23 protein-coding genes are annotated in these 25,981 nt (G+C 40.9%); 15 read left to right on the top strand and 8 right to left on the bottom strand.

Features of this window, described 5'->3' with window-relative positions:
• Both K9M07_00825 and K9M07_00820 read left to right on the top strand, forming a co-directional pair.
• Positions 1-1,905, top strand: a complete 1,905-nt coding sequence (locus K9M07_00825; GenBank protein ID MCF7851766.1) for a 1-deoxy-D-xylulose-5-phosphate synthase — start codon at positions 1-3, stop codon at positions 1,903-1,905.
• Positions 1,902-2,741 (top strand): NAD(+)/NADH kinase, encoded by an 840-nt coding sequence (locus K9M07_00820; protein MCF7851765.1) that lies wholly within the window; start codon positions 1,902-1,904, stop codon positions 2,739-2,741. The genes K9M07_00825 and K9M07_00820 overlap by 4 nt, the downstream gene beginning before the upstream one ends.
• Here K9M07_00820 and K9M07_00815 read toward each other — a convergent pair.
• Genes K9M07_00815 through hemL form a run of 5 tightly spaced genes read right to left on the bottom strand, consistent with a single transcriptional unit; the run spans position 2,733 to position 7,744 of the window.
• A complete protein-coding gene (locus K9M07_00815; GenBank protein ID MCF7851764.1) occupies positions 2,733-3,530 on the bottom strand; it encodes a hypothetical protein in 798 nt (265 codons plus the stop codon). The genes K9M07_00820 and K9M07_00815 overlap by 9 nt on opposite strands.
• Positions 3,520-3,906 carry a hypothetical protein gene (locus tag K9M07_00810; GenBank protein ID MCF7851763.1) on the bottom strand — a complete coding sequence of 129 codons (387 nt, stop codon included), beginning with the start codon at positions 3,904-3,906 and terminating at the stop codon, positions 3,520-3,522. Before K9M07_00810 ends, K9M07_00815 begins: the two co-directional genes overlap by 11 nt.
• A gap of 11 nt (positions 3,907-3,917) precedes the next feature.
• Complete coding sequence (gene floA / locus K9M07_00805; GenBank protein MCF7851762.1) at positions 3,918-4,922, bottom strand: flotillin-like protein FloA; 1,005 nt, start codon at positions 4,920-4,922, stop codon at positions 3,918-3,920.
• A 44-nt stretch (positions 4,923-4,966) separates the two neighbouring features.
• Complete coding sequence (locus tag K9M07_00800; GenBank protein ID MCF7851761.1) at positions 4,967-6,448, bottom strand: hypothetical protein; 1,482 nt, start codon at positions 6,446-6,448, stop codon at positions 4,967-4,969.
• Positions 6,449-7,744: a glutamate-1-semialdehyde 2,1-aminomutase gene (gene hemL / locus K9M07_00795; GenBank protein MCF7851760.1), complete on the bottom strand. Its 1,296-nt coding sequence runs from the start codon at positions 7,742-7,744 to the stop codon at positions 6,449-6,451.
• A gap of 237 nt (positions 7,745-7,981) precedes the next feature.
• Here hemL and K9M07_00790 point away from each other — a divergent pair, with 237 nt between their 5' ends.
• The 8 genes from K9M07_00790 (at position 7,982) to K9M07_00755 (ending at position 14,114) form a co-directional block, all read left to right on the top strand.
• Positions 7,982-8,545, top strand: a complete 564-nt coding sequence (locus tag K9M07_00790) for a hypothetical protein (protein ID MCF7851759.1) — start codon at positions 7,982-7,984, stop codon at positions 8,543-8,545.
• A gap of 6 nt (positions 8,546-8,551) precedes the next feature.
• Positions 8,552-9,028, top strand: coding sequence for a hypothetical protein (locus K9M07_00785; GenBank protein MCF7851758.1), 477 nt, complete (start codon positions 8,552-8,554; stop codon positions 9,026-9,028).
• On the top strand, positions 9,025-10,047 hold the full coding sequence (locus tag K9M07_00780; protein ID MCF7851757.1) for a hypothetical protein: 1,023 nt from the start codon (positions 9,025-9,027) through the stop codon (positions 10,045-10,047). Before K9M07_00785 ends, K9M07_00780 begins: the two co-directional genes overlap by 4 nt.
• Before the next feature lie 24 nt (positions 10,048-10,071).
• Positions 10,072-10,647, top strand: a complete 576-nt coding sequence (locus K9M07_00775) for a hypothetical protein (protein ID MCF7851756.1) — start codon at positions 10,072-10,074, stop codon at positions 10,645-10,647.
• 117 nt (positions 10,648-10,764) lie between these two features.
• Positions 10,765-11,553 (top strand): ABC transporter permease, encoded by a 789-nt coding sequence (locus K9M07_00770; GenBank protein ID MCF7851755.1) that lies wholly within the window; start codon positions 10,765-10,767, stop codon positions 11,551-11,553.
• A complete protein-coding gene (locus K9M07_00765; GenBank protein ID MCF7851754.1) occupies positions 11,550-12,329 on the top strand; it encodes an ATP-binding cassette domain-containing protein in 780 nt (259 codons plus the stop codon). The genes K9M07_00770 and K9M07_00765 overlap by 4 nt, the downstream gene beginning before the upstream one ends.
• On the top strand, positions 12,322-13,545 hold the full coding sequence (locus K9M07_00760; protein ID MCF7851753.1) for an MlaD family protein: 1,224 nt from the start codon (positions 12,322-12,324) through the stop codon (positions 13,543-13,545). Before K9M07_00765 ends, K9M07_00760 begins: the two co-directional genes overlap by 8 nt.
• Complete coding sequence (locus K9M07_00755; GenBank protein MCF7851752.1) at positions 13,545-14,114, top strand: YqgE/AlgH family protein; 570 nt, start codon at positions 13,545-13,547, stop codon at positions 14,112-14,114. The genes K9M07_00760 and K9M07_00755 overlap by 1 nt, the downstream gene beginning before the upstream one ends.
• Positions 14,115-14,121: 7 nt before the next feature.
• Here K9M07_00755 and K9M07_00750 read toward each other — a convergent pair whose 3' ends face one another.
• Positions 14,122-16,272, bottom strand: coding sequence for a hypothetical protein (locus K9M07_00750; protein ID MCF7851751.1), 2,151 nt, complete (start codon positions 16,270-16,272; stop codon positions 14,122-14,124).
• A 216-nt stretch (positions 16,273-16,488) separates the two neighbouring features.
• Here K9M07_00750 and K9M07_00745 point away from each other — a divergent pair, with 216 nt between their 5' ends.
• Positions 16,489-16,710, top strand: coding sequence for a hypothetical protein (locus K9M07_00745; GenBank protein ID MCF7851750.1), 222 nt, complete (start codon positions 16,489-16,491; stop codon positions 16,708-16,710).
• A 197-nt stretch (positions 16,711-16,907) separates the two neighbouring features.
• Here K9M07_00745 and K9M07_00740 read toward each other — a convergent pair whose 3' ends face one another.
• Together K9M07_00740 and K9M07_00735 are read right to left on the bottom strand one after the other, a co-directional pair.
• A complete protein-coding gene (locus K9M07_00740; GenBank protein ID MCF7851749.1) occupies positions 16,908-17,909 on the bottom strand; it encodes a hypothetical protein in 1,002 nt (333 codons plus the stop codon).
• 162 nt (positions 17,910-18,071) lie between these two features.
• Positions 18,072-19,622 carry an MFS transporter gene (locus K9M07_00735; protein ID MCF7851748.1) on the bottom strand — a complete coding sequence of 517 codons (1,551 nt, stop codon included), beginning with the start codon at positions 19,620-19,622 and terminating at the stop codon, positions 18,072-18,074.
• Between the two features lie 127 nt (positions 19,623-19,749).
• On the opposite strand from K9M07_00735, the gene K9M07_00730 reads away from it, so the two are divergent.
• From K9M07_00730 to K9M07_00715, 4 genes are all read left to right on the top strand, one after another.
• Positions 19,750-21,387, top strand: a complete 1,638-nt coding sequence (locus K9M07_00730) for a peptide ABC transporter substrate-binding protein (protein ID MCF7851747.1) — start codon at positions 19,750-19,752, stop codon at positions 21,385-21,387.
• Between the two features lie 3 nt (positions 21,388-21,390).
• A complete protein-coding gene (locus K9M07_00725) occupies positions 21,391-23,028 on the top strand; it encodes a peptide ABC transporter substrate-binding protein (protein ID MCF7851746.1) in 1,638 nt (545 codons plus the stop codon).
• 248 nt (positions 23,029-23,276) lie between these two features.
• The gene (locus tag K9M07_00720) at positions 23,277-25,403 is read left to right on the top strand and encodes a hypothetical protein (GenBank protein MCF7851745.1); all 2,127 of its coding nucleotides are present in this window, start codon (positions 23,277-23,279) and stop codon (positions 25,401-25,403) included.
• A 109-nt stretch (positions 25,404-25,512) separates the two neighbouring features.
• The gene (locus K9M07_00715) at positions 25,513-25,971 is read left to right on the top strand and encodes a metal-binding protein (protein ID MCF7851744.1); all 459 of its coding nucleotides are present in this window, start codon (positions 25,513-25,515) and stop codon (positions 25,969-25,971) included.
• Positions 25,972-25,981: the final 10 nt, after the last annotated feature.

Here is a 25,981-nt window from a genome sequence, read left to right as displayed (position 1 = left end):
ATGACCTTACTCGAAATGATTCAATCCCCTAGGGACATCAAAAACCTCTCTTATTCTGAACTCGAAGTCTTAGCTCAAGAAGTGCGCGAGCGCATCATCGATGTGATGGCTATTAATGGCGGTCATCTCGCCTCCGGTTTAGGGGCTGTGGAGTTGACAATTGCGCTTCACGCTGTTTTTGATTCCCCAAAGGATCGCTTTATTTTTGATGTTGGGCATCAATGTTATCCCCATAAAATCCTCACCGGGCGCAATGACCGCTTCCATACCGTGAGAAAATATGAGGGGCTTTCGGGTTTTTTCCACCCTGAAGAATCAGAGCATGACCCCTTTTATACGGGCCATGCAGGCCCTGCACTCTCTCTAGCTCTTGGAATGGCGACGGCGCGCGATTTGCAAGGGAAGGATGATACGATCATTCCTGTTTTTGGAGATGCCACTTTGACTTGCGGTCTTCTCTATGAAGCATTCAATAACATTCCAAAAACGCTTAAGAATTTCATTATTATTTTAAATGATAATGATATGTCGATCTCTAAAAATGTGGGAGCCGTTACACAGATCCTCAGCCGCTTGATTAATTCACCAACGACAAATCGCTTGTGCCATGAACTTGGCGAAACCCTCTCCAAAATCCCCTCGGTAGGCAATACCCTTGCAGAAGGCGGAGGAAAAATTAAGCGCTCTCTCAAAGATCTTGTGAGTGGCGCCACTTTATTTGAACAATTTAACATGTCCTATGTCGGCCCTATTGATGGGCATGATATCCGCAAAATGATTGAAATTCTTCAAGCCGTAAAGGAAAGCCCCAAAGCCATTTTGCTTCATTTGCGCACGGTTAAAGGCCAAGGAATGAAAAAGGCTATTGAAAATCCGGTCAGCTATCACGGTGTGAAGCCATTTGATAAAGTGACCGGCACAATGCACAAACAATCCGAGACATCTTCCACCTTCCCACAAGTCTTTGGGAAAACCATGCTTGAAATGGCAAAAGAAGATGACTCTATTATTGTCATCACGCCTGCAATGCCCGCGGGATCGTGCCTGACTAAAATGATGGAGCAATTTCCCAAACGCTGCATCGATGTGGGAATTGCAGAAGGCCACTCGGTCACATATGCAGGTGGCATCGCACGAAACGGCTCTTTTAAAGTGATGGTGAGCATTTATTCGACCTTTTTGCAAAGAGCGCTTGATAACGTCTATCACGATGTGTGCATTCAAAATCTTCCCGTTGTCTTTGCTATTGATCGTGCAGGGATCGCAGGTGGAGATGGCATCACGCACAATGGGATTTACGATATTGGCTTCCTCAATGAAATGCCTAATATGATCATCGCAGGGCCAAGAGATGCTCAGGTTTTAACGGAGCTCCTTCATGACTGCTTTGACTGGAAACAACCAACGGCGATTCGCTATCCCAATTTGCCAACGCCTTCACCAAAAAAAGAATACATGGTTCGCCGCCCGGTTGGAAAAGGAGAGGTATTATCCCAAGGAAATACTGTCTGCATTGTCACATTAGGGACAATGGCGTCCGTTGGACTCGAACTTAAAGAGCTCCTAAAACAACTCGGATATGAAGCGACTGTGATTGACCCCATTTTTGTGAAACCACTCGATGAACCGCTTTTATTTGAAGCTTTATCTTCCCATCACTATCTCATCACCATTGAAGAGCATTCCCTCAAGGGGGGCCTCGCATCGATCATGAACTCGTTTGTTGTCCAAAATGGATTTGAACACCTCTGTGTTACGAATTTTGGAATCCCCGAAACGTTTATCCATCACGGCTCTCATCAAGAGCTTTCCCAAAAACTGGGATTGACAGCTGAGCAAATTTATGAAAGTCTGATCAAAAAAGAAGTCTTTGTCATCAACCCAAAGAGTGAGGCTTTAAAATGATTGTCGCCCTCCTTGTTGCCTACGCAATAGAAAAAAAAGCGCATGAAACAATCCATAGAATCCTTGATTTTTTCCATATCCATAAAGTCCACGTCGTTATTGAAGACGCATATGCCAAAGAGCTCAATTGCCCCTCGCTCTCATCCATTCCCTCTTCCTCTATTGATTTTTTAATCTCTTTAGGTGGTGACGGGACGATTTTATCCTATGCTCACGCCTACCGCGATCTCAATGTCCCTCTTTTGGGAATTAATATTGGCCACCTCGGATTCATGGCAGACATTCCCCTTACCGATATTGAAAAGAGCTTAGAAGATCTACTTCGAGGCGAATACGTCATTGAAAAAAGATTGATCTTATATGCATCAAACGAGACCTACTCGAGCTATGCAATTAACGATATTGTCATCCACCGCGCTATGAACCCCTCTTTGATTGAGGTAAGCATTCATGTCGATGGGCTTTATCTCAATACATTTGAAGCTGACGGCATTATTTTAGCCACGCCTAATGGATCAACCGCATATTCTTTAGCAGCCGGCGGCCCCATTCTCGTGCCGGAACTGGAAGCCATCGTCTTGACACCGATTTGCCCCCATACAATCTCTAATCGCCCCCTTGTTCTCTCTTCGGATGCAACCATTGAAATTAAGTATTTGAGCCCTTCGAAACCGATTGAATGTGTTGCAGACGGAATGGCAAATCACGAGCTAAAGCCCAATGATTCAATCACGATTAAAAAATCGGATAAAATCTTCAAACTTGTCACACTGAATCGAAGAGACTTTTACTCAACACTTCGCTCAAAACTCGGCTGGTCCGGCAAATTACGGTAAACTGCTTTTGTTGCATAAGTCCCGGTATAGCCAATGATGAACACGGAATCCCGCTAAAGTTAGGGGAGAAATGGTACAATGCTCTGCTAACATAAAAAATTTTATGATGTGATCAGTCAGCGTAATCTCCTCCTCCTTCCTAGGCATACTAGTAGGAGTCGCTTCCGATAATCCTTCTAAGAAAGTCGGGGCTGAAGAAGATCTGGATAACTGCGGGCGCAACGCCGGTGAAGCCTTTACATTCCTTGGAGGAGTACCATCTAATTCCGGAGGATCACTATGTATTTGATAGAATGTATCTTCATAAGACATCGCATATAAAATATATTCGATTTCAGCAAGGGCCCTACAAGAATCCCACAAAAACACCCCTTTTAAAGCAGAGTAACAAATCATACTTTCAGCAAAAACGATGCGCACAATTTCAACAACAGCGCTCGCGGCATTGGCAACGGCAATCGCACATTTAGCAGAAAACTCTAAAGAATATTGTTTTTCTTCTTCTTGATGTCTCTTAACAGAGTTTCTTAATGCTCTCCAGACGTAAAAATAGGCTCTAAACCACGTGTCAAACGGCATAATTAGCATAGCAAAGGCGCATCTTGTCCGCATCTTAAACTCAGAGGGGACCTCCCCACCAAGTTCTTTAATAGCAATTTTTTTTGTTTTAAGAATAGCACTGCCTTCATCCGGCAGAAACTCTTTTGGAATATACAACGCCGAAAGGCTATCAAAATAGCCATTGGGAAATTGATAGATATCAGAACGTGTTGGGATTTTATTTTCCATCGATTTCTCTTTGTATATCGGGCCTTTGATAGGGCCGATTTAAAATCGCATTTGCAATAACTAAAGAGGATGGGTTCCGAAGGGCGTCCTTGAAATGGCTTTTTCTCTTCCTGTGAAGAGAGTGTTTTGTTTCCACTTGAGGATGAGGTCTCAAGTTTGTCTCTTTTTTTTCCTCACCCGTCTTTTCATACTGTTGAGGGAGGTTATTTACCTTAACAACTCCGGGAGAGCGCTTTTTTGAGGGTATTGGCTCAGAATGCACCCGAGGAAGAATCGGCGGTGCATTTCCTTGTTTTTTTTTGCGGAAAATAAAGCGAAACAACAAAAACAATACAGAGAGGAAAATGATTAAAACATCGGTTGAAGTCTTCTCCATAATGACACCCTCTATTCAGCCTCTTCTTTATCCGCTTCTTTGGAAATCGACTCCCTCATGAGAGTATCTGCTTGAAGATTTTTCATATGATAAAAATCTAAAACACCAATTTTCCCTGTTCTAAATGCCTCGGCAATGGCAATGGGGATTTGAGCCTCAGCTTGTACGAGATTTGCACGCATATCGGTGACTTTAGCCGTATTTTCTTGTTCAATAGCAACGGCCATTGCACGCCTCTCTTCCGCTTTGGCTTGCGCAATACGTTTATCTGATTCCGCCTGATCTGCTCGAAGACGTGCACCAATATTTTCTCCAACCGTGATATCGGCAATGTCAATGGAGAGAATTTCAAAAGCCGTTTGAGCATCTAACCCCTTATCAAGAACGAGCTTTGAAATAGATTGCGGAGAAGCAAGTACATCGAGATGCGTATTCGATGATCCGATGGAGTTGACAATTCCCTCACCCACACGGGCAATGATTGTTTCTTCCGTCGCTCCACCAACGAGTTGTTTAATATTTGTACGCACAGTGACGCGTGCGCGGCAGAGTAGTTCAACCCCATCTTTAGCAACGGCAGAAATGTACTGCTGTCCCTTTTCAGGGCAATCAATGACTTTGGGATAAACTGAAGTGCGCACAGCATCTAAAATATCACGACCGGCTAAATCAATCGCTGTGGCTTGACGCCAGCTAAGTTCAATATTCGCCTTATCTGCTGCAATCATTGCCGCCACAACATCGAGGATGCGGCCACCGGCTAAATAGTGGGTTTCTAAATCTGAGACGGTAATTTGAACAAGACCCGCCTTATACGAGTTAATTTTTGCATTTACAATGGTGCGTGGGGGGATTTTCCTTAAACTCATTCCGACGATATTAAGAATGGCAATGGGGGTTCCTGAAACAAAAGCCTGAAACCATAACCCAATAAAACGACCGGTAACCGCAATAAAGATAATCCCTAAAATGATTAAGATCAGTGTAACAATAAACATCATATTTGATAATTCCACGATAACTCCCATTAGCTTTGGGGAAATTATATCGTCGAAACTATTTATTGAATACGTTTAACGACAAGTTTTTCACCTTCTTGACGAAGAACAATGATTTTTTCTCCTTTTTCGAGAAATTGTCCCTCTGTAACCGCATCATATATAAGACCGGCAATTTCAACTTTTCCCGAAGGTTTTAAAATCGTTTGCGCAACGCCGACTTCTCCCGAATGCACTTCAAAAGAGGCTTTAGGCGTTTCATGATAATCTTTAGAAATAATGTGGTATTTGGGAAACAATGTTTTAGAGAAGATTTTAGCTAGAATGATGACAACGGCACATGCCAAAATAAATGATAACATGAGCCAACTCAAGCGATAAAAAAGAACTTCTTTTTCAAAGGGATTAAGACGAAATGTCACGAGATCAATCGCATCGATATAGGGAACAAAAAGTAAAAAAAGAGAAGCTATAACAAGCAAAATTCCCAAAATCCCCATAAACCCAAATGTCGGAATAAAAAAGAGTTCAATCAGGATCAAAACACTTCCGACACCGAGCAAAATCCACTCGAGATAATTGGCCGTATAAAGGGTAAATTGCGTGAGTAAAATGAGCCCTAAAGCAGAAAGTGCAATAATTCCGGGCCACCCAAATCCCGGCGTACTCATCTCGATATAAAAACCAACGATGAGGGCAAACATTAAGATTGAAGCGATCACGGGATGTGTGAGAAAAGCAAAAAACCCAACCTTCCAATGGTCAAATTCAAGCGTTTCAATCCCGTCTATACTTTTAAAAAAGGGCAAATCAAGCACGCTACTTGCTTGATTGCTTGGCAAAAAGTAATTTGCAATATGGTAAGATTCTAATTCGGAAGCACGTAGGGTAAGCAGCTTTTTCTCAGGGAAAACCACCTCATCTTCCGGCTTGACTCCACTTTGATCGCGAAGACCGATAATCTCATCTCCCCTCTTGACTAAGATAAGATCTTTGTCAACCATAGCCTCTGCAATCGCCGGATTTCTTTGATAGAGCTGAGCCGTTGAAGCAAACTCGGCGCGCAAAGCCGACACCGTTTTTTCACCGGCCGGTTTAGATTCGCCGTTTCCCATAAGGACCGGTTCCGCAGCTCCCATAATACTCGATTGGTTGATCACAATAATGGGACATGAATACGCCAGTAGAGCTCCTGCCGAAATGGCCCAATCGTCGATATAGGCAATAACGGGCATATCCTCAATCACGCTATACGTATGAAATAGCGAGGCTATTTTCATTGCCGAGAAGACCTCCCCTCCCGGTGTGTCGAGATTTAAAATAACACAAGCAGCCCCTTTCTCTTTAAAGTGCCTCAGAGCGAGCTGCACATATAACAAAGTTGATTGATCAATCGGATGGTCTTTTGAAATATGAAGAAGACCCACGCGATGAGGAGCGCCTTCTTTAAAATGAACCCAATTCTCCAATGTTTGCGGCGAACTTGTCGCAAACAGAACGATCGAGCTAAAAAAGATATAACAACTAAAAAGCCACTTCGTCATCTATTGAGGTAACAATCCCTGCAAAAATTTTAGAATTTCATCGCGCGTTTTCTCTAAATGGGCCATTTCATGGGCTATTGAAACAAAACTCGCCTCCATTTGCGATGGAGGGAAATAAATTCCCTTCACAAATAAGTATTGGAAAAAGCGCTTAAACGTTTCGGCATCGAGTTGGTTCAAATCCTCTGAGGTCTTGATCGACTTTGCTCCAAAGAAAAGTGTAAACATCGACCCTACTTGTTGTACACATGCATTTATTTTATTTTTCGTAATAAATTCGTGTACGGGTTTTGTAATAACATCTGCTTTTTGTTTGAGTTTTTCATAAAATTTCGGCGCGCTTACACATTGAAGTGTTGCAAGGCCTGCTCTCATGGCAACAGGACATCCCGATAAAGTTCCCGCTTGAAAGACATCCCCCTTGGGAGCTAAAAAATCCATAATTTCTCTTGAACCCCCAATTGCCGCTGCGGGAAGCCCCCCACCGATAATTTTACCAAAACAAGTCAGATCAGGCTCAATACCGTAAAGTCCTTGCGCACCGTCAAGACCTACGCGAAAACCGGTAATTACCTCATCGAAAATAAGAAGCGCCCCTTTTTCAATGGTGAGCTGTCTAAGCGTCCCTAAAAATTCACCCGATGCAGGAACTACCCCCATATTCCCCGCAATGGGCTCGACAATCACTGCGGCAATTTCATCGCCATGCTTTGAAAAATAGTCTTTGAATACCATCGGATCATTGTATGGTAGCGTCACTGTCGATTGAATATATTCGCTTGGAATTCCACTTGAGGAAGCCTCAGGAATGTGATTGCGCAAATAAGATCCCGCTCTAATCAATAATGAATCGACAGAACCGTGATAGTTTCCGTCAAATTTGACGATTTTGCTCCGTTTTGTAAAGGCGCGGGCTAAACGAATCGCCGTTCCGGTTGCCTCCGTTCCGGTTGAAACAAAACGAACTTTTTCAATTGATGCGACATGATCAATAACCCACTGACCCAAAAGGAGCTCTTCCTCTGTCGCAATCCCAAAAGTCGTCCCATTTTCAATCTGTTCTTGAATTGCTTTGATCACTACAGGATGGCTATGACCTAAAATTAAAGGCCCCCAACTCATGCAAAAATCAATATATTTATACCCATCCAAATCGGTAATCATATCGCCTTTTCCCGACTTGATCACAAGAGGCGATATCCCGAGTCCGGGAAAGGATCGAACGGGAGAATTAACCCCACCGGGAAAGACTTGCTGAGATTTTTCAAAAATTTTCTTTGATATGCTTCTTTCCATAGATCACCTCCATCTGAGTTGTGAAGATCTGTATACACTTTTTGTGTATAAAACCATAAGAAAAATTTACACTTCCTTAATCACTCATCTTACACAAAAATGAGGGTTCAGAGAGCGGCTGCGGCTTTCCAAAGCCGAGTTCAAGATAATCGATTCTCTATTTGTATATAATTTGGGGGTCATTTATAATTCCTTCAGCAGAAAGTGCATTTTTAAAAAAATTCAAGGAAAGTATTTATGGCTGAACCCATTGAAGGCATCACTGAAATTTCTAGAAGAAAATCTCTTTACTCAGCGACTGAATATGCCGTTCATAGCATGGATGATTTTACTCTGTCTAAACTCCAAGGACAATCAATAGAGCGCCGTGAAACCCATATTGATAACAGAAAGCTCCTTAATATGATTTCCAGCCTCAATCAAAGCCTAGAGAAAATTAAAGACGGCACCATAGATAAGGACGCGTTTTACACTCAATATCGAGAAGGCATTGAAGAGATCACAGCCATTTGGGAGAAATACCGCGAAGAGTTTGGTTATATTCTTAAGAACTCAGATGACCTTTTTATTCCTCTTTCAAGTGATCATTCAACGATTATCCCCCAAGCTGTTGAGCAAACCATTGCAAACTGCAACGCCCTATCCCGTTCCCTAGAATCTGTTAAACTTCCCGAACTCGATGTTTTATTAACTCAGACACTGGAAATGAACACTCTTTTACTCAAAGCAATGGGTGAGATTGTCAAACAGGCAGGACGCACCTTCGATCGAATGGTTGCAAACCAAATCCCTCGTGGGTAAACGCAGATGACTCAAAATAAACAGGTGATCCTCCAAGCTGCCTTAGAAAAAATTGGCAAATCGGTCAAAGAGACCGGATCTATGGATCCTCAAGATCTCTCAGCTGAAGATGCTTCTTTACTCTATACCATTGGGCACAATTTATACGGAGTGGGAGACTATGAAAGAGCCAAACCTCTTTTCCATAAGCTCGTCATTGCAAGACCTTTAGAAGGGCGCAACTGGTTTGGCCTTGCCGCAACACTTCAACAAATGAGAGAATATGAAAATGCGCTCGTTGCGTGGTATATGACAATCATGTTCCAAGAAAATGATCCACTTCCCCACTTGCATGCTGCAGAGTGTTTGCTTTCCCTGCGCAAAAATCAGGAGGCAGAAGAGGCTCTTATGCTGGCCCTTGAATTGGCAAAAGATCGAACCGATCTTGCCGAGCACATTGCCTCAGTTAAGTCAACCCTTGCATTAACCAAGGACAAGAAATGAATTCTCTCAGGCGATTAGATCTCACCCTCCCCTCGACTAATATTACCCCTCCATCCGGATCAACGCCGATCACAAAGCTCCAAAAAAGACACCCCAAGGACGATGCTCAATTTGCGGCGGCTCCGGGAGCTCCCGCTCATTCTCCTTTTAATCGCCCAATGCTCCCCTCACCTGACCCCATCCATGCCGTTACCCATCCCCAAAAACTTCAACCAACCACACATGCCGATCGCCTCACTCGCATTCTCAATGCCAAAGAAGCGCAAAATCAACCGGCCACTACAGAGACTCAACCAAAGACAATCGAAGGATTGCTTTTTGATATTTTGAACTCCTCCGAAGAGCACAAAAAATTTGCCCTTCAAAATACGGCTCAAATGCGCTCAATCTTTTCTGAACATTTATCTAAAGCTGAAAGCGAACATTTCAAAACAATCAAAGCAATCGACGAAAAAAAGACCCATCTTCAAACGAATGATTTTTGGCAAGATATGACCATCTGCCTCTTGTCTTCAGTCCAAATCGTAGGTGGGGGGTTGATGATTGCAAGCCCTACCGAATCGGCACGCAATCTCGGTTATACACTCCTCTTTACCGGATCGGCAACACTTGCGGCTCAAGCCCTTAAATCCCTTGGATATTCGGAGACCTTAACCGGCGCTATCGCTTTAATCGCCTCTTCCATTGGACTCATTGCAGGCGGGCTTGGCTTCCAATCGACTGACCGCACACACCTTGCCAATAAGATCTTTGATATCGCTTCGCTCACGCAGACCCTTATGAGTAGTGTCATGCAGATGAATACCGCAAGCATTCAATATGATATTGACGAGCTCCGAGCCAAAAGAGAATTACATGAAGGTGACAAAGTCATCCTTTCTCAAAAGATAGAAGACAATTTAAATCGCTTTAAAGCGACAGCTAATCTCGATAAACAAATCAACCAAGCCTCTTCCGATTTTTTACGCAATCGAGCCGATATTCATCGAGGAATTCTTGCTGCCGGTTTAGGAGCTTAAAAACACTATATAAGGAGATCCATTATGTCAGGCATTCAACAAGTCAACCTCTCACTTCCAAGTGGACAAGTCACTGATATCCAACCTTTACCTGAGCAACATAATACGGGTTTAATTACGCTCATCACACAACTGTTTATTGAGGCTCTTAGGGATTCGGGAAAACTCCTTTCTCAAAAACAACGCGAAATTGCAGAAGCCGAACTCACCTCCCTTGCTGCTTATGGCAAACAATCACATACACATCAAGAACATGGTAAGTATGATTTTGCCGGAAAGTTTTGTAAAGCTGTTGCTTTAGGATCAGCTTCAGTTCTTGCCGGTGGAGAAACAAATGAGGGATGGAAAAAAGCCTATGAAACGGCGGGTCATGTCGGTGGATCTATTGCAGAGGCCTTCGGTTCTCTTGGATCCAGTCATGAGCAGGCACAAATTGCCGGAAAAAACCAATATGGCATTGAATCTGCACGCGAGAAGCTCAATGAACATAACAGTTCTAAACAAATGACGGATCGCCGCCTCTCGGAGTTGCATGACACTGCGCTTCAAGCAATTCGACAAGCTATTGCCGGAATGTCTTCTGTCATTGCAGGAGCATAACTATACTGATTCCGGTATAAGATTTTAAACGTCGAAGAGGGTGCCCTTTGATTGAAGTGGCACCCTCTTTCTTTTTTTGATTTAAAAATAAGATGCCATTGGGTAAATACCCAATTTATGGAGCATCTCAGAAAGCGTTTAAAGTTCTTAACGTCAATAGGTGAGTATATTGTCCTCATCATAGAGGTCATTACTGCCACGCTTCGCCGTCCCCCGCCGTGGTCTTCTATTCGAGAACAACTATATGAAATCGGCGTGATGTCACTGCCCGTTGTGGCGATGACCGGATGCTCAACAGGTCTCGTCCTTGCAGCCCAATCCTTTTATCAACTTGCAGATAAAGGACTTGCGGGTGCAACGGGGATTATGGTCGGAAAAGCGATGATCACGGAACTAGGTCCGGTACTCACAGCCTTTATGATTACCGGCCGCGTTGGCGCAGCCATGTGCGCCGAGCTCGGCACAATGAACGTCACGGAACAGATCGATGCGCTCCAGTCGATGTCTGTTAATCCCCACCGCTATCTCATTGCGCCTCGGTTTATTGCGGGAACAATCATGCTTCCCCTACTCACCGTTTTTAGCGTCATCATGGGAATTTTCGGCGGTTACTTACTTGCCGTCTATTTTTTTAAAATGCCGCCCGTTAACTATTTTGATCCAATGCAACATTATATGACACCATTTGACTGCTTTGTTGGACTTGTAAAATCCGTGGTCTTTGGAACTCTCATTGTGACCATCTGTTGTTATAAAGGGATTAAAACTCAAGGTGGCGCTGCAGGTGTAGGCCGGGCGACAACAACCTGCGTGGTGATTTGCTATACATGTATTCTCTTATTTAACTTCTTTATTACTATGGGCCTCAACATTGTTAAAGCTGAAATTAATAGGTGGCTCTCATGATTGAAGTGAAGGATTTATATAAAGAATTTGGTCTCCTTCAAGTGATGAAAGGGCTCAATTTAAAAGTCAAACAGGGGGAAACACTTGTCGTCCTCGGAAAATCAGGCGTCGGTAAAAGTGTTCTTCTCAAGCACATTCTCGGACTCACAAAACCCGACTCGGGCTATGTCTTAGTCGATGGAATAAATATTACAAATATCCGAGGACCCAAACTCTATAAGGCCATTAGTCATATGGGGATGCTCTTTCAAGGGGCTGCCCTTTTCGACTCAATGAATATCGAAGAAAATACGGCCTTTCATCTGAAGTCCCATGGTAATCCTGAAACGGGAAAGCGCTACTCTCGTTATGAAATTAAAGAGAGAGTCGCAGAAGCCCTTGCTATGGTTGGTCTTGGTGGCACCCAAGATAAAATGCCTTCCGATCTTTCAGGCGGTATGAAAAAAAGAGCCGGCCTTGCCCGTTTAATTGTCTATCGCCCTAAATATCTCTTATATGATGAACCAACGACCGGCCTTGATCCCGTAACAGCCATGCAAATCAATGAGTTAATTGTTAAAACACAAAAAGAATTAAAGGCAACGAGCATTGTCGTAACCCACGATATTGTTTCAGCTCTCGTTGTTGGGGATCGCTTAGCACTCGTCGAAGATGGTAAAGTTGTGCATATTGATGTACCGGAAGTCTTTATAGAAATTGATCATCCAACTATTAAGGCATTAAAGCAAATTGTTAGCGGAGACCCTTCCGAATTTAGGAGAAAAAAATATGAATGAGCAGGTAAAAAATATGCTGATTGGCCTTTTTGTGGTAATCGCCTGCTCTCTTATTGTAGGGATTATCCTTTTTATTGAGCCATCTGTTGGTGATGGGAAGCAAACGCTGATTGTCCGGTTTTCCAATATTAATGGAATTTCTGTCGGAACTCGGGTTGTTTTTGCCGGCAAGCCAATTGGTGAAGTGGTTCAGATTGAAACTATTCCCGACGCCCGAGAGCAACCTATTGATCAATGGGGGAATGTTTATTACTACCAACTCATTCTTCACGTGGACTCACACATCCACATCTTCACAACAGATGAATTCACTGTTCAAACATCAGGTCTGCTCGGTGATAAATCGATTGCCATTATTCCAAGGGCTCCCACCAAACATATGCCCCCTAAACTCGTAACGGATAACACTCCTATTTATGCCCAGTCGACCGATCCTCTAGAAGGGGCCTTTAATGAAATGAAAGATCTTGCCGAAAAAATTGGAATCGCCGTTGATAAAATTGTCTCTTGGTTTGATCAAAATGAAGATTCTCTCAGCTCCGCCGTTCAATCATTTGATCATGCTATGAGCGGGATTGCAACAACCGTTAATCGGGTCAATCAACTCGATCTCGTTTCTGATCTCAAACACGCCGTTGATGCCTTTTCCGATACAATGGATCTAACTAAAACCGCCCTCACCACTTTAGAAAATGAGAACTCATTTGAAAATGCGGGCGTTATGATCAGAAACTTCAAAGACGCCAGTGAATCCATTAGTGAAATCTCAAAAGAAGTGGCTTGCGGCCGAGGAACCATTGGCAAACTCTTTATGGATGATCTCGCATATCTTCAAATCAATGCCGTTCTCAGCAAAGCCAATACTTTAATGAATGATGTCAATCAATATGGGCTTCTCTTTAATCTCAACAAACAGTGGCAAAGAACCCGCACGAAATATGCCTCTTTCCTCGATTCAGTTGAAACGCCTGCTCAATTTGAAAACTATTTTGAGAATCAAGTCGACATGATCAATGCGGCAATGGACCGCATTTCAATGCTGATTGAAAAAGCGGAAGGCTCTCTAAATTCCGACCGCATTTTACGCACGCCATCCTTTCAAAAGGATTTTTCAGAACTCATGCGGCGCGTCGATGCCCTCTATAATAATCTTAAATTGTATAATCAAGATCTGATGGATGCCATCAATCAACAAAATGGTGAGTGTAATCAATGATGAATGAGGAGAGTTTTAATCATCTGCAAAAAGGACTGTTTTTAATTGCAAGTCCGGAAATCGATCACCCCTTCTATCGAAGGAGTGTTCTTTTACTCTGTGATCACACTCCGGCAGGATCTTTCGGCCTTGCAGTCAATAAGCCATTTGAGGTTGACACGCTTGACCCCCTATTAATCGAATCGGAACTCCCCTCTCTTGAGAACATCACGACACGCTCCGGAGGGCTCATGCAACCAATGCAAATGATGCTCCTTCACACTTCAAAAGATATCCCCGATCAAACGCTCCAAGTCAGTGAGGATATCTATCTTGGAGGAGATCTTGAGTTTTTAGAAAAGACAATTGCCGAGCAATCGCAGCAACTTCTCCTCTGTTTTGGTTATTCGGGATGGAACCCGGGACAGCTCGAACGAGAATTTATGGAGGGAAGCTGGTATACTTATCCGGCAACGAAAGAATATCTCTTTCAGGTCCCTTTAGAAAACTTATGGCGCACCCTTCTTCAAGACATGGGAGGCAAGTTCAAGTCCCTTTCCATGATCCCGGAAGACCTCAGCCAAAACTAAAGGTGAGTTAATAATTAGCGCCATAGAGCTCTATATTCGTCACCCCCTCATTGTGAAAGAGCGACTTTGTCAAATCGGCAAAGGCTTTTTTATGAACGTCTTTTTCCGAATTGATTAGGGCTAAAATACTAATAATACGACTGAGGCGCCGAATTTCAACATTACGCTCACGGACCAAAAGCGCCGGAGCAAAAATCAACTTAAGCGCTAAGTCCTTTTCTTCTTCGCTCCAAGAGAGCTCAGGAAGTAATAGCTTTAAAAACCCATAGAGGCCAAAACTTGCGCAAGCACCCGTATCAATTGCATCTTTACATGAAAAACTGATGAGAGCCGGCTTTAGAGTAAAAATGAAATATAGCTCTATGAAGTGGTAGAGGATTTCGATGAAATCAAGGCGATTTTTACGGGTAAGAATGTTTTTTTCATCAAAAAAAACCTTATGAATCGCTTCAACGGCTTTTTCAACAAAAGAGTGCATTTTGTTTTGATTCATCGTTTTGGGAAAATAAAAACCACAAGCTTCGCCCTTTTTTAATTGACTCAGCATTTGTTCTTTAAAGGCACCTGCTTCATTGAGGTCTACATACTCATTTGCTTGAAAATAAAAGTCTGTGTCTTTTGGAATTGAGATGACAACTAAGTGCGCTGCCAATTCCGGATCTTCCTGCAGTTTTTCTAACGACTCCGCTCGAGCATGCTCTTGCCAAGATGTTCTATCTTGAAGATTGAAAATGAGCAGCTTCTGATGATCTTTCGTTTCTGAAAAAAACCGAATGAATCCTTTAAACTCATCAACAATTTTTGCCTTGTTAATCACTTTTTGAGAAGTTGGAGAGGGAAGTCTAATACAGATCGCCTGATGTCCGGCCGATTTAAATTTAAAAAGCTCGCAAGGAAAATTATCTTGATCAATCGGTGTATAGCCCTGTTTATACCCTTCTTCTCTGAAAGCATCCAAGGACTTCATCAAAGGGCCATTGGGATAATGACTGAGAAGATGTTGTACTGAATCATAACAATCAAGAATCCAACTCCACATTGAAAATCGATGCGATGTCGGCTTCTTTAATTGCCCCCTTTTAATCATTTGCTTGATAAACTCAACACTTTCCGTCTGATCCCCGGCATGGAGAAAGAAATGCCCACATAATTGATGAATCAAATGCACTGCCAATTTATCAAAGGGATCTTTAAGAGTATGGCCTTCAGCAAGCCGGATATACTCCTCATTATTTAAAGCCTCTCTCAAATAGTAATGGAAGTCTCTAAAGTAGGCTAAACAGCTCTTTTGGCGTTTACTGCGGATCATGTTTTCTTTATTTGCAGCGGCTAAAAGCGCAATAATCGCTTTATATACGGATTGAGCAAGACTATTTTCGGGATGAATTCTCGCCTCTTTGACAAATTTGTTGAGCTCACTCTTTACAGAATGGACAATTTCATTGGCTGTCACTATAGCATCTCGATCCCTAATAATATTGACATAGATCAAAGGATCATCCCCAACTATATCAATGATCATCTCATCAAACTCAGTAATAAGCTTCATATTCTTAAGAAGTTGGGAGCTTATAAATGGCTTGCCGTTTTCCTTTTTGATATAGAGGAGCTCATATCCGCTATCTTTTTTTACCTCATCGATATCTTTAATTTTACGCGCAAAAATCTCATGAGATGTTCGGTCGGCTTGAGCAAATTCATTAAACCACTCATCAGACTCCAGAACTTGCTCAAATTTCTTGATCACCTGCTTTTGATAGAAATTTTCTAGTGACTGATATTCACTAAAATCGACAATTCTAGATGACTTCTTTTTAGGCTCGATAATTTGATAAAAGGCATCAATTCTCTCTGCCGCTGCACGGGCAAGACCCATAATTCCTTGTATACCCTTTTGAACGTCAATATCTTGCAAAACTTTAGGATCTTTTTGCACAATATGTTTCATATAATCATGGACAACAGAAAAGGTCTTTTTAATCTTCCGCTCCATATTGGTTTTATTCTCGATATCGAGCCATTGAGCCTTTTCCTTAAGCTTTTCAAGGGCAATTTTTCTCTGTGATTTTAATTCATCGAGATCAACATCAGCCATGCTCGTTAAATTATCCACAGCTTCCAATATAGTAAGCGTTTCTTTATGAGAAGCTTGAGCCATATTCTTACCTTCTTATATTAGAGCCTTCTTAATTCAGTTTTAAATCAAAATAAACTGAATAACAAGACAAATTATTATTATTAATTTTTATTACATAAGTATTGAAATAATATTAATTAAAACATAATATCCGGAATAGATGGGAGAATGAAGGGAGGGTATATGCAGTGCTTAATGATATGCAAACTCAAAGATGCCACGCATTTTTGGGAGCATATGAATAAAGCTCTACCTAGAGTTCCCGGTGGATGCTCTTTACTTGTGTCCTGCCAAGAAAAAACCGGGAAACAGTTATGGTGGATTTGGGAGTGCGATTCGATTTCTGAGATCAAACACTATTTTGATCACTTTATCGCCCCTTTTTCGACAATTGAATACCATGAACTTGACGAAAAGCACTCGAAAATGGAAAAGCACCACTATAAAAAAGCGAGTTAATCACTCACCTTGCCGCAAAAAGATTTTGCTTGTTCACCATCAGGTTTGCGGGAGGTGAGTTGCTCACTCATACTCCGCTTCTAACAGTTTTTTAGAGGGTCGGCGATGTATTTCGTCTATACCATTTATGTGGGCCTTGCCAGTTTATATTTAGACTGATCAAGTGCCTGATTCGTAGATGGTATACCCTCTTCTTTTTATTTCATTTTGATATTAATCGTGCGCTCAACTAAATTAAAGTCACCCGGAACTCTTTCATTATTAGGCCCTAAAAGCTCTAGTTTTATTTTATGAGATCCGGCTTTAAGACCATAAATCAGATAGGGGCTCCATTGATAGAGTTTTCCCATCTCCTCATCATCGATATGTAAAAGGACTTTATACCCTTCTCTTGCAAGCGAACAATTGCAAATATAAAAATCGAGCAGAATCGGTTCATTTGAATTTTTCAAAACAAAATCCCCTTGAGGATCATTATAAGTCAAATAGGGTTTTGTCAAGTCTTGTTGAATCGTTGGCGATCTTGTCATTTTATAAAACATTGCCGCGTCAAAATTATTCTTTTTTTTAAGACTTTCACCATAGGAAAGAACCGGAAAGACCCGCATAATATGCTGACCGTTTGCCAATGTTTTTGGAAGAGTAAAGCTCAAAGTCTTTCGATAAACGTCTAAATTGGCATCTGCAGAATCCTCTGCATCCAAATTAACAATAAAATAAGGCTCATTATCGATAATGACTCTCATATTTTGGCCATAACGGCTTTCTCTTAGCTTGGGAGCTGATGAATTATATGTTTTGATTCCGAGAGGAAACCCAATTAGACGAATTTGAGAACGGATCGTTTGAGATTTCTCAAAACTTCCGGGCTGAGGAAAAACGAGTCTCACCTCAACTGAATTAGGCGAGGGCGATTGCTCCATGGGAACGACCTGCAAGGGAAGCATTTCTTGAGACCCAATCAATAAAACGCGGTCTTTCACATCAAAGTTTTGAACTATAGTCGATGTCGATATATCAATCATCGGTTGATATTGATCAAAAGGGGAAAACGTCACTTCAATATCTTGTTCTTCATAAGAAATGGGAACAGCCCTTGCGTGCGCTTGAAGCTCTTGAATATTAAAAGCCCCGTTTAAAGATTGACCTACTCTGAGTAAAAAAGAAGTAAGTATTATGTATTTAAATAAATTCTTCATTGACTTCCCCGGTAAATAGACCACAACTTGGTCTCGATTAAAAACTCACCTATGAATAGAGGAGATTTTTTGATGGTTAAGGAATATTAGCTATTAATGGTTGGGCCGCCTCACCTCCGCTTAGAGCGGGGAGATTGCAGCTTGGCCTCCGTTCAAATCGGTTTAACTATTTTCTCTATAGTCTTTCAAATAAACTAAAGTCAATAAAAGAGCACATATGACGATAAAGCCGTTAAAAATATTAATGGCTGAGAACCCCGCAAAAGATGCCCCATTGACCGCCACCTTTAAGGTGGCAAGCGCTGTAGGATCAATTGTTTCCGGATGGTGTTGAATCAATGTATAAGCATGTTTAAAACTCATTGGCGGCAATTGAGATGCATTCTGCTCAATCGTTCTTAAATAATTGCTAATTCTGCAGTGGTATCCAATATACCCAATCACTGCGACCCCAAAAGAAGAACCTAAAAACCGCATCGTATTATAGATTCCCGAAGCAAGCCCCCTTTTATGAGGGGCAATTTTTGATAAACACAAATTGCTAATAGGAGTCAAAATCAGAGATGTTCCAATTCCAAAACAACAAAACGCCACAACAAGGCATAAAATAGAATAATAGAGAGTGAATAGAATCAAAACAAAGACTGAAATCAAAATACTCATGAACCCCAATAATATAGGAGTTTGCGCGCCCATTTTATCATACATCAACCCTGAAGCCGGTGCAAACAGCATCACAGGAAGGGTGGATATGACCATATATGAAGCCGTTTCTACCGGAGTGTAATGGAGGGACTTTTGTAAAAAAATTGACCAGAAAATGGGATTTGTCATCAATACCCATGTCAAAAATGAGACAAAAAGACCGATGGAGAAATAACGATTTTTAAAGAGAGAAAAGTCGATAAACGGATCATCCTGCTTTCGATTTCTCCGATAAAGAGCAATAGTGAAAAATAAACCAACCCCAATCAGTGCTTTAAAATTAGCCCCCCCCTTCCACACTTTAAACTGCATTAGGGCAATGACAATAGCGGAAATACCTAAAACAATATAGACGAATGAAAGAAAATCGATTTTTTCAAACTTCTTCTTATTTTCAGGAACGACTAATAATGCCAATAGAATCCCGATAGCAGCTAGGGGAGAAAACAATAAAAAAATGACACGCCAACTATGAAATTCAATTAAAATAGCACCTAAAAAAGGTCCCACGGACATAAAGAGCGAGCTGAAACCGGCTCCGATGCCCATTGCCCTGCCCCTCTCTTTAGACGGGAATGCATCAAAAATAATTGAAATACTCGTTGGCCCAAGCATTGCAGCTGCAATTCCCTGCACAATCCTCGCAACCAACATAATCTTAAAATCTGATGAAAATCCAAACCCCAAATTAGCAAGAGCAAATAGCGCTAAACCAATACAAAAAGCTGTCCGCCTCCCAATAATATCGGCAAGTTTTCCAAAAACAATCACGAGAACGGCTGTCGACAAGAAAAAGGAATTGATCAACCATTGAACTTGAAACATTGAGAATCCAAGATCATTTTGCAGCGTCGGAATGATAATGGGAAAGGTCGCTGAGTCAAAAAGCATCATTGAGAGTGCTATTGTTGAAGCAGCTAAAGAAAGTATTTTTTGATAGCTCTTATTAAGAGCTAAAGCAAACCCGTTCATCATTAAGACATCGTTAACCAACAATAGAGCAAACATTGCCAAAATGTTTAGAAAAAATCTACAAAAAAAAGATGCACTAATTAAACTTTTATATTAAGATTTTTTAAAGAACAAAAAAAATCTCGACAGAGTGAAAAGTCAAACCTTTAAAGCGGTTTTTTATATGAAAAATCTATTTCGATTTTCAACGCATCTCATTCTAATCATTTGTTTTTGCCTCTTATCATCTGCATGCCAAAAAAAAGAGAGAAAAATCACAAGGAATGAAGCGCCTAAAACACTCCATTTGAATTTTACCAGAGATATTCCTACAGTGGATCCTCGCCGCTGCTCCGACCCCGTTTCTTCTACAATGCTTTTTATGCTATTTCAAGGATTAACCAAGCACTCCTCACATTCTTCGACCGACTTTGGAGTTTCCGACCATTTTGATATCTCAGATGACCAATGCACCTATACATTCCATATTAGAGAAACATATTGGAGCAATGGGGAAAGAGTCACCGCACACGATTTTGAAAAATCGTGGAAAGATATGCTAACCCCCTCTTTTCCGGCTCCTAACGCCCAACTATTATACCCAATTAAAAATGCTCAAAAGGCAAAACAAGGCTTAGTGGATATACGAGACGTTGGCATCAGTGCAATATCTGATGATTTACTTGTGATCGAACTAGAACAAGCAACCCCCTATTTTTTAGAAGTCACTTCATTTTGCGCCTTATTCCCCTGCTATCATCCCCGCGGTTTTGATGAAAATTATCGAGCGGAATTATTGACAAATGAAATTGTGACAAATGGCCCCTTTAAAATAAAAGAGAGCCGCGTAAGAGATCAGATCACTCTTGTCAAAAACCCCTATTTTTATGATGCATCCCGTATCCACCTCGATGAAATCAAGATTTCCTTTGTGCTTCATGACATGACGGCTTTCAATTTATTTGAACAAAATAATCTCGATATCATCGGCCTATATTTTTCTAATATCCCCAGAGAAGCCTTGCATGACTTGCGTCAAAAGAAATTGATCCATCAAAAACCGATTGCCGCAACCTGTCACTTTTCGTTTAATTTAGAACACCACCTGTTTAATAATTTGAATTTCAGAAGAGCTTTTCATCATGCTATTGATAGGGCCTCCATCATTGAAAATATTACCGGACTCGATGAACAAATCGCACATGGACTCATCCCACCTATCCAAAAGCGAATGCAAGAAATGGCGCCCTCTCAAGACGTCTTCGACCCCCAACTCGCAAATCGATATTTAACCCAAGCCCTTGAAGAGCTGAACTTGGATAAAAACCATTTGCCAACCATTGTTTTAACGCATATTAACTCAGAAATTGACCGCAAAATAGCCCAGGCTGTCCAAGAACAAATCCGGTCTACACTAAATATTGATGTCAAACTTGAGGAATTAGATTTTGGCTACTTTTTAGAAACGACAAGCAAAAAGAAACACCAAATTGCATTGTGCTATGCGATTGCCCAATACAATGACCCCATCGATTTTTTATCAAGATACACTTCTAAAACGCATTTTAAGAACTACTCTAATTGGTCTAGCCAATCTTTCGCGGATTTGATCGAACAATCTAAATCAATCTATGACTTTAATGAGCGAATGAAACTTTATCAACAGGCTGAAGACATCTTTATGGAAGATCTGCCCATCTCGCCCCTTTACCATTTTAATGTTGTCTTCTTGATCAATCCTCAAATTAAAAATTTTTATATTTCACCTATTGGATCGGTTCATATTGATTTTATCGATTTTATCCCATCACCTGTGCTTTAAACGATGATGAAAAAACAGCTTATGACTCATTGGGTCGCATTATTTATCCTTTCTATCTGCTGCTTGATGACACCGGGTTGCTCGAAAAAACCTAAAGCGGAAGAAAAAGAGCGCCCCTTTCGCATTAACTTAACCTCATCCCCTTCTACCTTTGATCCGCGCCGCGCAGGTGATATGACCTCTGCAACGCTTCAATTCTTTCTATCGGAAGGATTAACTCGCATGCTCCCCGGAAAAACGGCAGCATTAGGACTTGCCGATCATATTGAGATCTCTAAAGACAAATGCATTTATACATTCCATTTAAGAGATGCTTATTGGCCTGATCGACAACCCATTACCGCACGCGATTTCGAATTGAGCTGGAAGTCTATTTTATCTCCTAGTTTCCCTTCATCCAACGCTTTTTTACTCTACCCTATTTTAAATGCAAAAGAAGCCAAAGAAGGATTAATTCCCCTAGATCAAGTAGGAGTACGCTCAATTGATGAAAAAACGCTCCGGGTAACACTCAAACATCCGGCCCCCTTTTTTTTAGAAATCACTTCATTTTGCACTCTTTTTCCTATTCCTTCGCATCTCGAAAATCAATTGGATGAAGTGTTTTATCTACCAACCGGCTGTCCGTGTATAGGTCCCTATACCATTCAATCATATCAGCCCGGTTCATGTCTTGAACTCGTCAAAAATCCCATTTATTGGGAAAAAGAGAAAGTTCTCCTCAATCGAATTTCAATTTCACTGATTGAAGACCCCCTCACTGCCTATGAAATGTATCAACTCAAACAACTCGACCTCATTGGAACTCCTTTTACAACTCTTCCTATCGATGTGATTGAACACATTAAAGGGGAACATCATTTGCACTTCCAACCCCTAGCCGGAACTCATTATTTAAGCATCAATACACAATCCCCTCTTCTGAATCATTGGCACTTTCGCAAAGCAATTTTTTATGCTATTGATCGAGACCAACTCGTTACCGGGATAGGGCTTGATCCTCAAACAATTGCACTTGGAATCATCCCTCCCATTCTTGGAGGAAAATGTAACACTGAAAGTGAGCTTATAAATCACCATGATACCTATGAACATCGCTGTTTGCTTGCCCAAAAACATCTTGCTTTGGCTCTTGATGAGCTGAAAATCCAAATGAGTGATCTAAAGGTGCTAAATTTGTCCTACTCAACCGATCAGCTATCTTACAAAGTCGCTTGTATTTTACAGGAGCAGCTTAAAAACGCCTTAAAGATCAATATCCAGCTTGCTCCCAATGAGCCCAAATTACTGATCAATAACTTAGCTCATCGACAATACGATCTCGCTTTAACATTTTGTTTTGCTCAGTATTTTGATGCGGTCAACTTACTTGAACGCTTTGCCTATCGCGATAATCCTAAAAATTATCCGGGATGGGAATCGGAAGAATTTATTGCTCTTTTAAATCGATCAATGTTTGAATATCACTTTGCCCAAAGGCAACAACTACTTAATGATGCTGAGGCTATTTTACTCAAGGAAACGGCAATTATCCCTTTATTTCATCCGACTGCTCAATTTATTGTTCAACCTTATATTCAAAACCTTAAAACCAATCCTACGGGAGGTTTTTATTTTAACGAGATTATCTCGACTTTGTAACTCAATTAGTGGACCCGAAGGCCCCGAGATATTTGTTCTCTAGGGAGTTAATAATCTCCCAGTTCGACCATAGGTCGAGCGCATGATGCGCAAAGACCGAGGCAGGCGGCCCCACTAATTGAGTTGCAAAGTCTAGATAATGCCGAAATGAAGAGATGCGAAGCACATAAAACCCTTCAAGTAATCTTTATTATTTACAAATACTGGCATAATAAATATCTTTAAAAATTAATTCATTAAATTGACATATGAGACAGAGAGACAAAGATCTTTTACGCATTCGACTTCCTTTTGATTGTCCGGATACAATCAAAAGGGAATACGATCTTTATACCCAATCCATTGAAGCTGCTCTTAGCAACATGATTCCCCCTTCCGTCTTAGAAAAAGCCCCCGATCCTCAAGATAAGCAGGCTGTCACAATCTTCTTCAATAAGGTTAAAGATCAACTGCCATTGATCTCATCCTCATTTAGCCTGACCTCCCCTTATGTCATCTCTTTAAAGTTTCTCGCTTATTCGGAATATACCCATGGAATGGGGCGTTTTATTAGCGAAGCGGTTAGCCGATGGCTTGTATTAGGAAAACAGCTGCCTTTGATCAGCGTCAGTTCTATGGCCTTTGAGTTTGTTCGATATCCAAAAATCAGTTTTTTCTTTCACGAAGTTCTTGTTAGGATTGATTCCGAAAAAGACTTTGAAATGGCTAAAACTAACTGTGACCCCCTTTTACGCCAAATTAAACTCAACATCCTATCCGTTCAGTACGCAAGAAAAATTGTCGATCAAAAGAACCTAACACTCGATCAAAAGAAAATCATTATTCAAGAAAATATCGCTTCTCTTTTAGGAAGGCCAAAGCAAAACATTGATGAGACGATTTTTGATCAGACACACCAATTTTTAATTAAAATTCTGGCAGAGGAAAAAGTAGAAGAAATTAAGGAGCAAATCGCCCCTCTTCTCGAACACCGTCCTCAAATTTTTGAAAGAGGTGTTTTTAATGAGCTCAACGAGAGTTTAACACTGTTCAATGACCACTTTCTCGCCCTTCGAACAAGCAAGCATCTGACCCGTATTATCGCTTATCTCTACTTATTTAAAAAAATGATAAGTAATTTAACTATTTTACATCCTAACTTACGCCACCTCTCATTCAAGGTTTTAAAAACACATCTTCTAAACGATCAAAAAAATTGCCCTATTATCGGCCTTGTTATAAGCCTCAATCTTTTAAGAGAGAATGAACTTTTTGAAGAGCGCCATCTCATCAAATCAGTAGAAGCGATTGTCTCCAATATTAAAAAAGTTAGCGGTTCATATGCTGAGATGAGAAAAAGCGGCTCCGTTCGCAATTTGTATATCGAATTTGAAAAGGAAGGCTGCCTCCCCTTTTCCCCTCATGAAATCGGATTAATTAAACAACGCCTTCCGTCTGAAATTAAACTGCGCATTGAAACGATCATTAATCCTATTTTTATGCAAAAAAACGAAGAAGAGGTCATGCGCAATATTCTCACTTTGTGCAACCAACTCAAATATGTCCATGATATCCCTCAAGCCAATATCTCATTTCACAAACAAACTGATCAGACCCTTTCGTTTATTGTTGTATTGGCTCGCATTTTACGCCCGGGCGATCAACCGATCAAAAACCTTCTTTCAAAATACCTTCATCATATGCGCATTGAAAATTATGAATTAAAATCAATGGGACTCCTTCGGAAACGCTATATGAAAGAGGCCAATGTTTTTGAAGTTTATCTCGATAAAAAGCATTTTTTACGTGAAGATTTTTCTTTAGACTTGTATGAAGCTAGGCGAGTCGTTTATGATGGAATTACAAAGGTTATCGGAGAAATAAGGGATTATAACGGTGGTATGATTTCAAAACAAAATGAAGCTCTTCAAGAGCTAACTAAGCTATTAGCACAAGACAATATACAAAATGACTTTCTGATCGAAAATTATTTTTATTCCCTCATGCCTGTTTACATGCAGTCTGTCTTGCCTCCTCGCATTTTGAAGAAGCAATTCATCATGCTTTTACAGGCGACTGAACACGATTACACACATCAGCCCTATTTTATGCAGATGCAGATCGTCGATAACTACTTTATTTTAATGTTAGGCTCGATGAACCCCTCTTTTAAAGAAGTCATTAAAGATAGCATTGAAAGAGCCCAGTTTGATTCAAGCAGCCTCACTTCATCAGCCATTAGTCCACATGACATCTTTTGTTTTGGTTATCTGTATCAATACGATACGCCTAAAGACTATGAAAACCTTCTTATTTCAATGACAGAAGGCATTAAAAGCTGGCAAAAAACTCAGATCATCAATCAAACGTTTGACCCTGTCGCAGCTCACTTATAACCTTTTACTCGATTTCTCAAAAAATTACGAACCGTTGTTTTGGGAAAGAAAAAAGCGAGTAAAAACCTCTATATTGCATTAAATTATATCCCCCTCTAAGATTTAATCGATGGCCAACTATAGAACACATTCTTTTTTTAACTTACTTCTCATCCTCCCTCTTGCAGCCTTTGCAATCATTTACTTTTTACAACCTACTCGTTTTGATCTATATATATTCATTGCAGCCTTTGGCTATGCCACCCTCTTTATGTCTCCCGATAGCGATATTGCAAATAAAATCAAACTCTTCTCTTTAAGAGGCTTGATGACACTTCCTTTTCGCCCTTATAGCAAAATATTCGCCCATCGGGGCATTTCCCATTGGCTCATTATCGGAACTCTAACACGCATTGCATGGCTTGCCTTTCTTTTCATCATTATTTATACTTTCATCTACAAAAAAACAATGTCTCTAAACCCCATTTTACACTTTTACAATGTGCATAAAACATCCGTATTGTACTGTTTTTCAGGGCTATGTATTTCAGATATGGGCCACTTACTTTTAGATAGAAAAAAAGCTTAAATAAAGATTT

This window comes from Simkaniaceae bacterium (assembly GCA_021734805.1).
Classification (GTDB): Bacteria; Chlamydiota; Chlamydiia; order Chlamydiales; family JACRBE01; genus Amphritriteisimkania.
The sequence above is the reverse complement of the archived record's forward strand: the minus strand, read 5'-3'. Positions and strand labels throughout refer to the sequence as shown.

What these genes read in the sequence shown, in the direction of transcription:
- K9M07_00825 (MCF7851766.1), top strand. Translation starts at nt 1, where the DNA reads ATGACCTTACTCGAAATGATTCAATCCCCTAGGGACATCAAAAACCTC.
- K9M07_00820 (MCF7851765.1), top strand. Translation starts at nt 1,902, where the DNA reads ATGATTGTCGCCCTCCTTGTTGCCTACGCAATAGAAAAAAAAGCGCAT.
- K9M07_00815 (MCF7851764.1), bottom strand. Translation starts at nt 3,530, where the DNA reads ATGGAAAATAAAATCCCAACACGTTCTGATATCTATCAATTTCCCAAT.
- K9M07_00810 (MCF7851763.1), bottom strand. Translation starts at nt 3,906, where the DNA reads ATGGAGAAGACTTCAACCGATGTTTTAATCATTTTCCTCTCTGTATTG.
- K9M07_00800 (MCF7851761.1), bottom strand. Translation starts at nt 6,448, where the DNA reads ATGACGAAGTGGCTTTTTAGTTGTTATATCTTTTTTAGCTCGATCGTT.
- hemL (MCF7851760.1), bottom strand. Translation starts at nt 7,744, where the DNA reads ATGGAAAGAAGCATATCAAAGAAAATTTTTGAAAAATCTCAGCAAGTC.
- K9M07_00790 (MCF7851759.1), top strand. Translation starts at nt 7,982, where the DNA reads ATGGCTGAACCCATTGAAGGCATCACTGAAATTTCTAGAAGAAAATCT.
- K9M07_00785 (MCF7851758.1), top strand. Translation starts at nt 8,552, where the DNA reads ATGACTCAAAATAAACAGGTGATCCTCCAAGCTGCCTTAGAAAAAATT.
- K9M07_00780 (MCF7851757.1), top strand. Translation starts at nt 9,025, where the DNA reads ATGAATTCTCTCAGGCGATTAGATCTCACCCTCCCCTCGACTAATATT.
- K9M07_00775 (MCF7851756.1), top strand. Translation starts at nt 10,072, where the DNA reads ATGTCAGGCATTCAACAAGTCAACCTCTCACTTCCAAGTGGACAAGTC.
- K9M07_00770 (MCF7851755.1), top strand. Translation starts at nt 10,765, where the DNA reads ATGGAGCATCTCAGAAAGCGTTTAAAGTTCTTAACGTCAATAGGTGAG.
- K9M07_00765 (MCF7851754.1), top strand. Translation starts at nt 11,550, where the DNA reads ATGATTGAAGTGAAGGATTTATATAAAGAATTTGGTCTCCTTCAAGTG.
- K9M07_00760 (MCF7851753.1), top strand. Translation starts at nt 12,322, where the DNA reads ATGAATGAGCAGGTAAAAAATATGCTGATTGGCCTTTTTGTGGTAATC.
- K9M07_00755 (MCF7851752.1), top strand. Translation starts at nt 13,545, where the DNA reads ATGAATGAGGAGAGTTTTAATCATCTGCAAAAAGGACTGTTTTTAATT.
- K9M07_00750 (MCF7851751.1), bottom strand. Translation starts at nt 16,272, where the DNA reads ATGGCTCAAGCTTCTCATAAAGAAACGCTTACTATATTGGAAGCTGTG.
- K9M07_00745 (MCF7851750.1), top strand. Translation starts at nt 16,489, where the DNA reads ATGAATAAAGCTCTACCTAGAGTTCCCGGTGGATGCTCTTTACTTGTG.
- K9M07_00740 (MCF7851749.1), bottom strand. Translation starts at nt 17,909, where the DNA reads ATGAAGAATTTATTTAAATACATAATACTTACTTCTTTTTTACTCAGA.
- K9M07_00735 (MCF7851748.1), bottom strand. Translation starts at nt 19,622, where the DNA reads ATGTTTGCTCTATTGTTGGTTAACGATGTCTTAATGATGAACGGGTTT.
- K9M07_00730 (MCF7851747.1), top strand. Translation starts at nt 19,750, where the DNA reads ATGAAAAATCTATTTCGATTTTCAACGCATCTCATTCTAATCATTTGT.
- K9M07_00725 (MCF7851746.1), top strand. Translation starts at nt 21,391, where the DNA reads ATGATGAAAAAACAGCTTATGACTCATTGGGTCGCATTATTTATCCTT.
- K9M07_00720 (MCF7851745.1), top strand. Translation starts at nt 23,277, where the DNA reads ATGAGACAGAGAGACAAAGATCTTTTACGCATTCGACTTCCTTTTGAT.
- K9M07_00715 (MCF7851744.1), top strand. Translation starts at nt 25,513, where the DNA reads ATGGCCAACTATAGAACACATTCTTTTTTTAACTTACTTCTCATCCTC.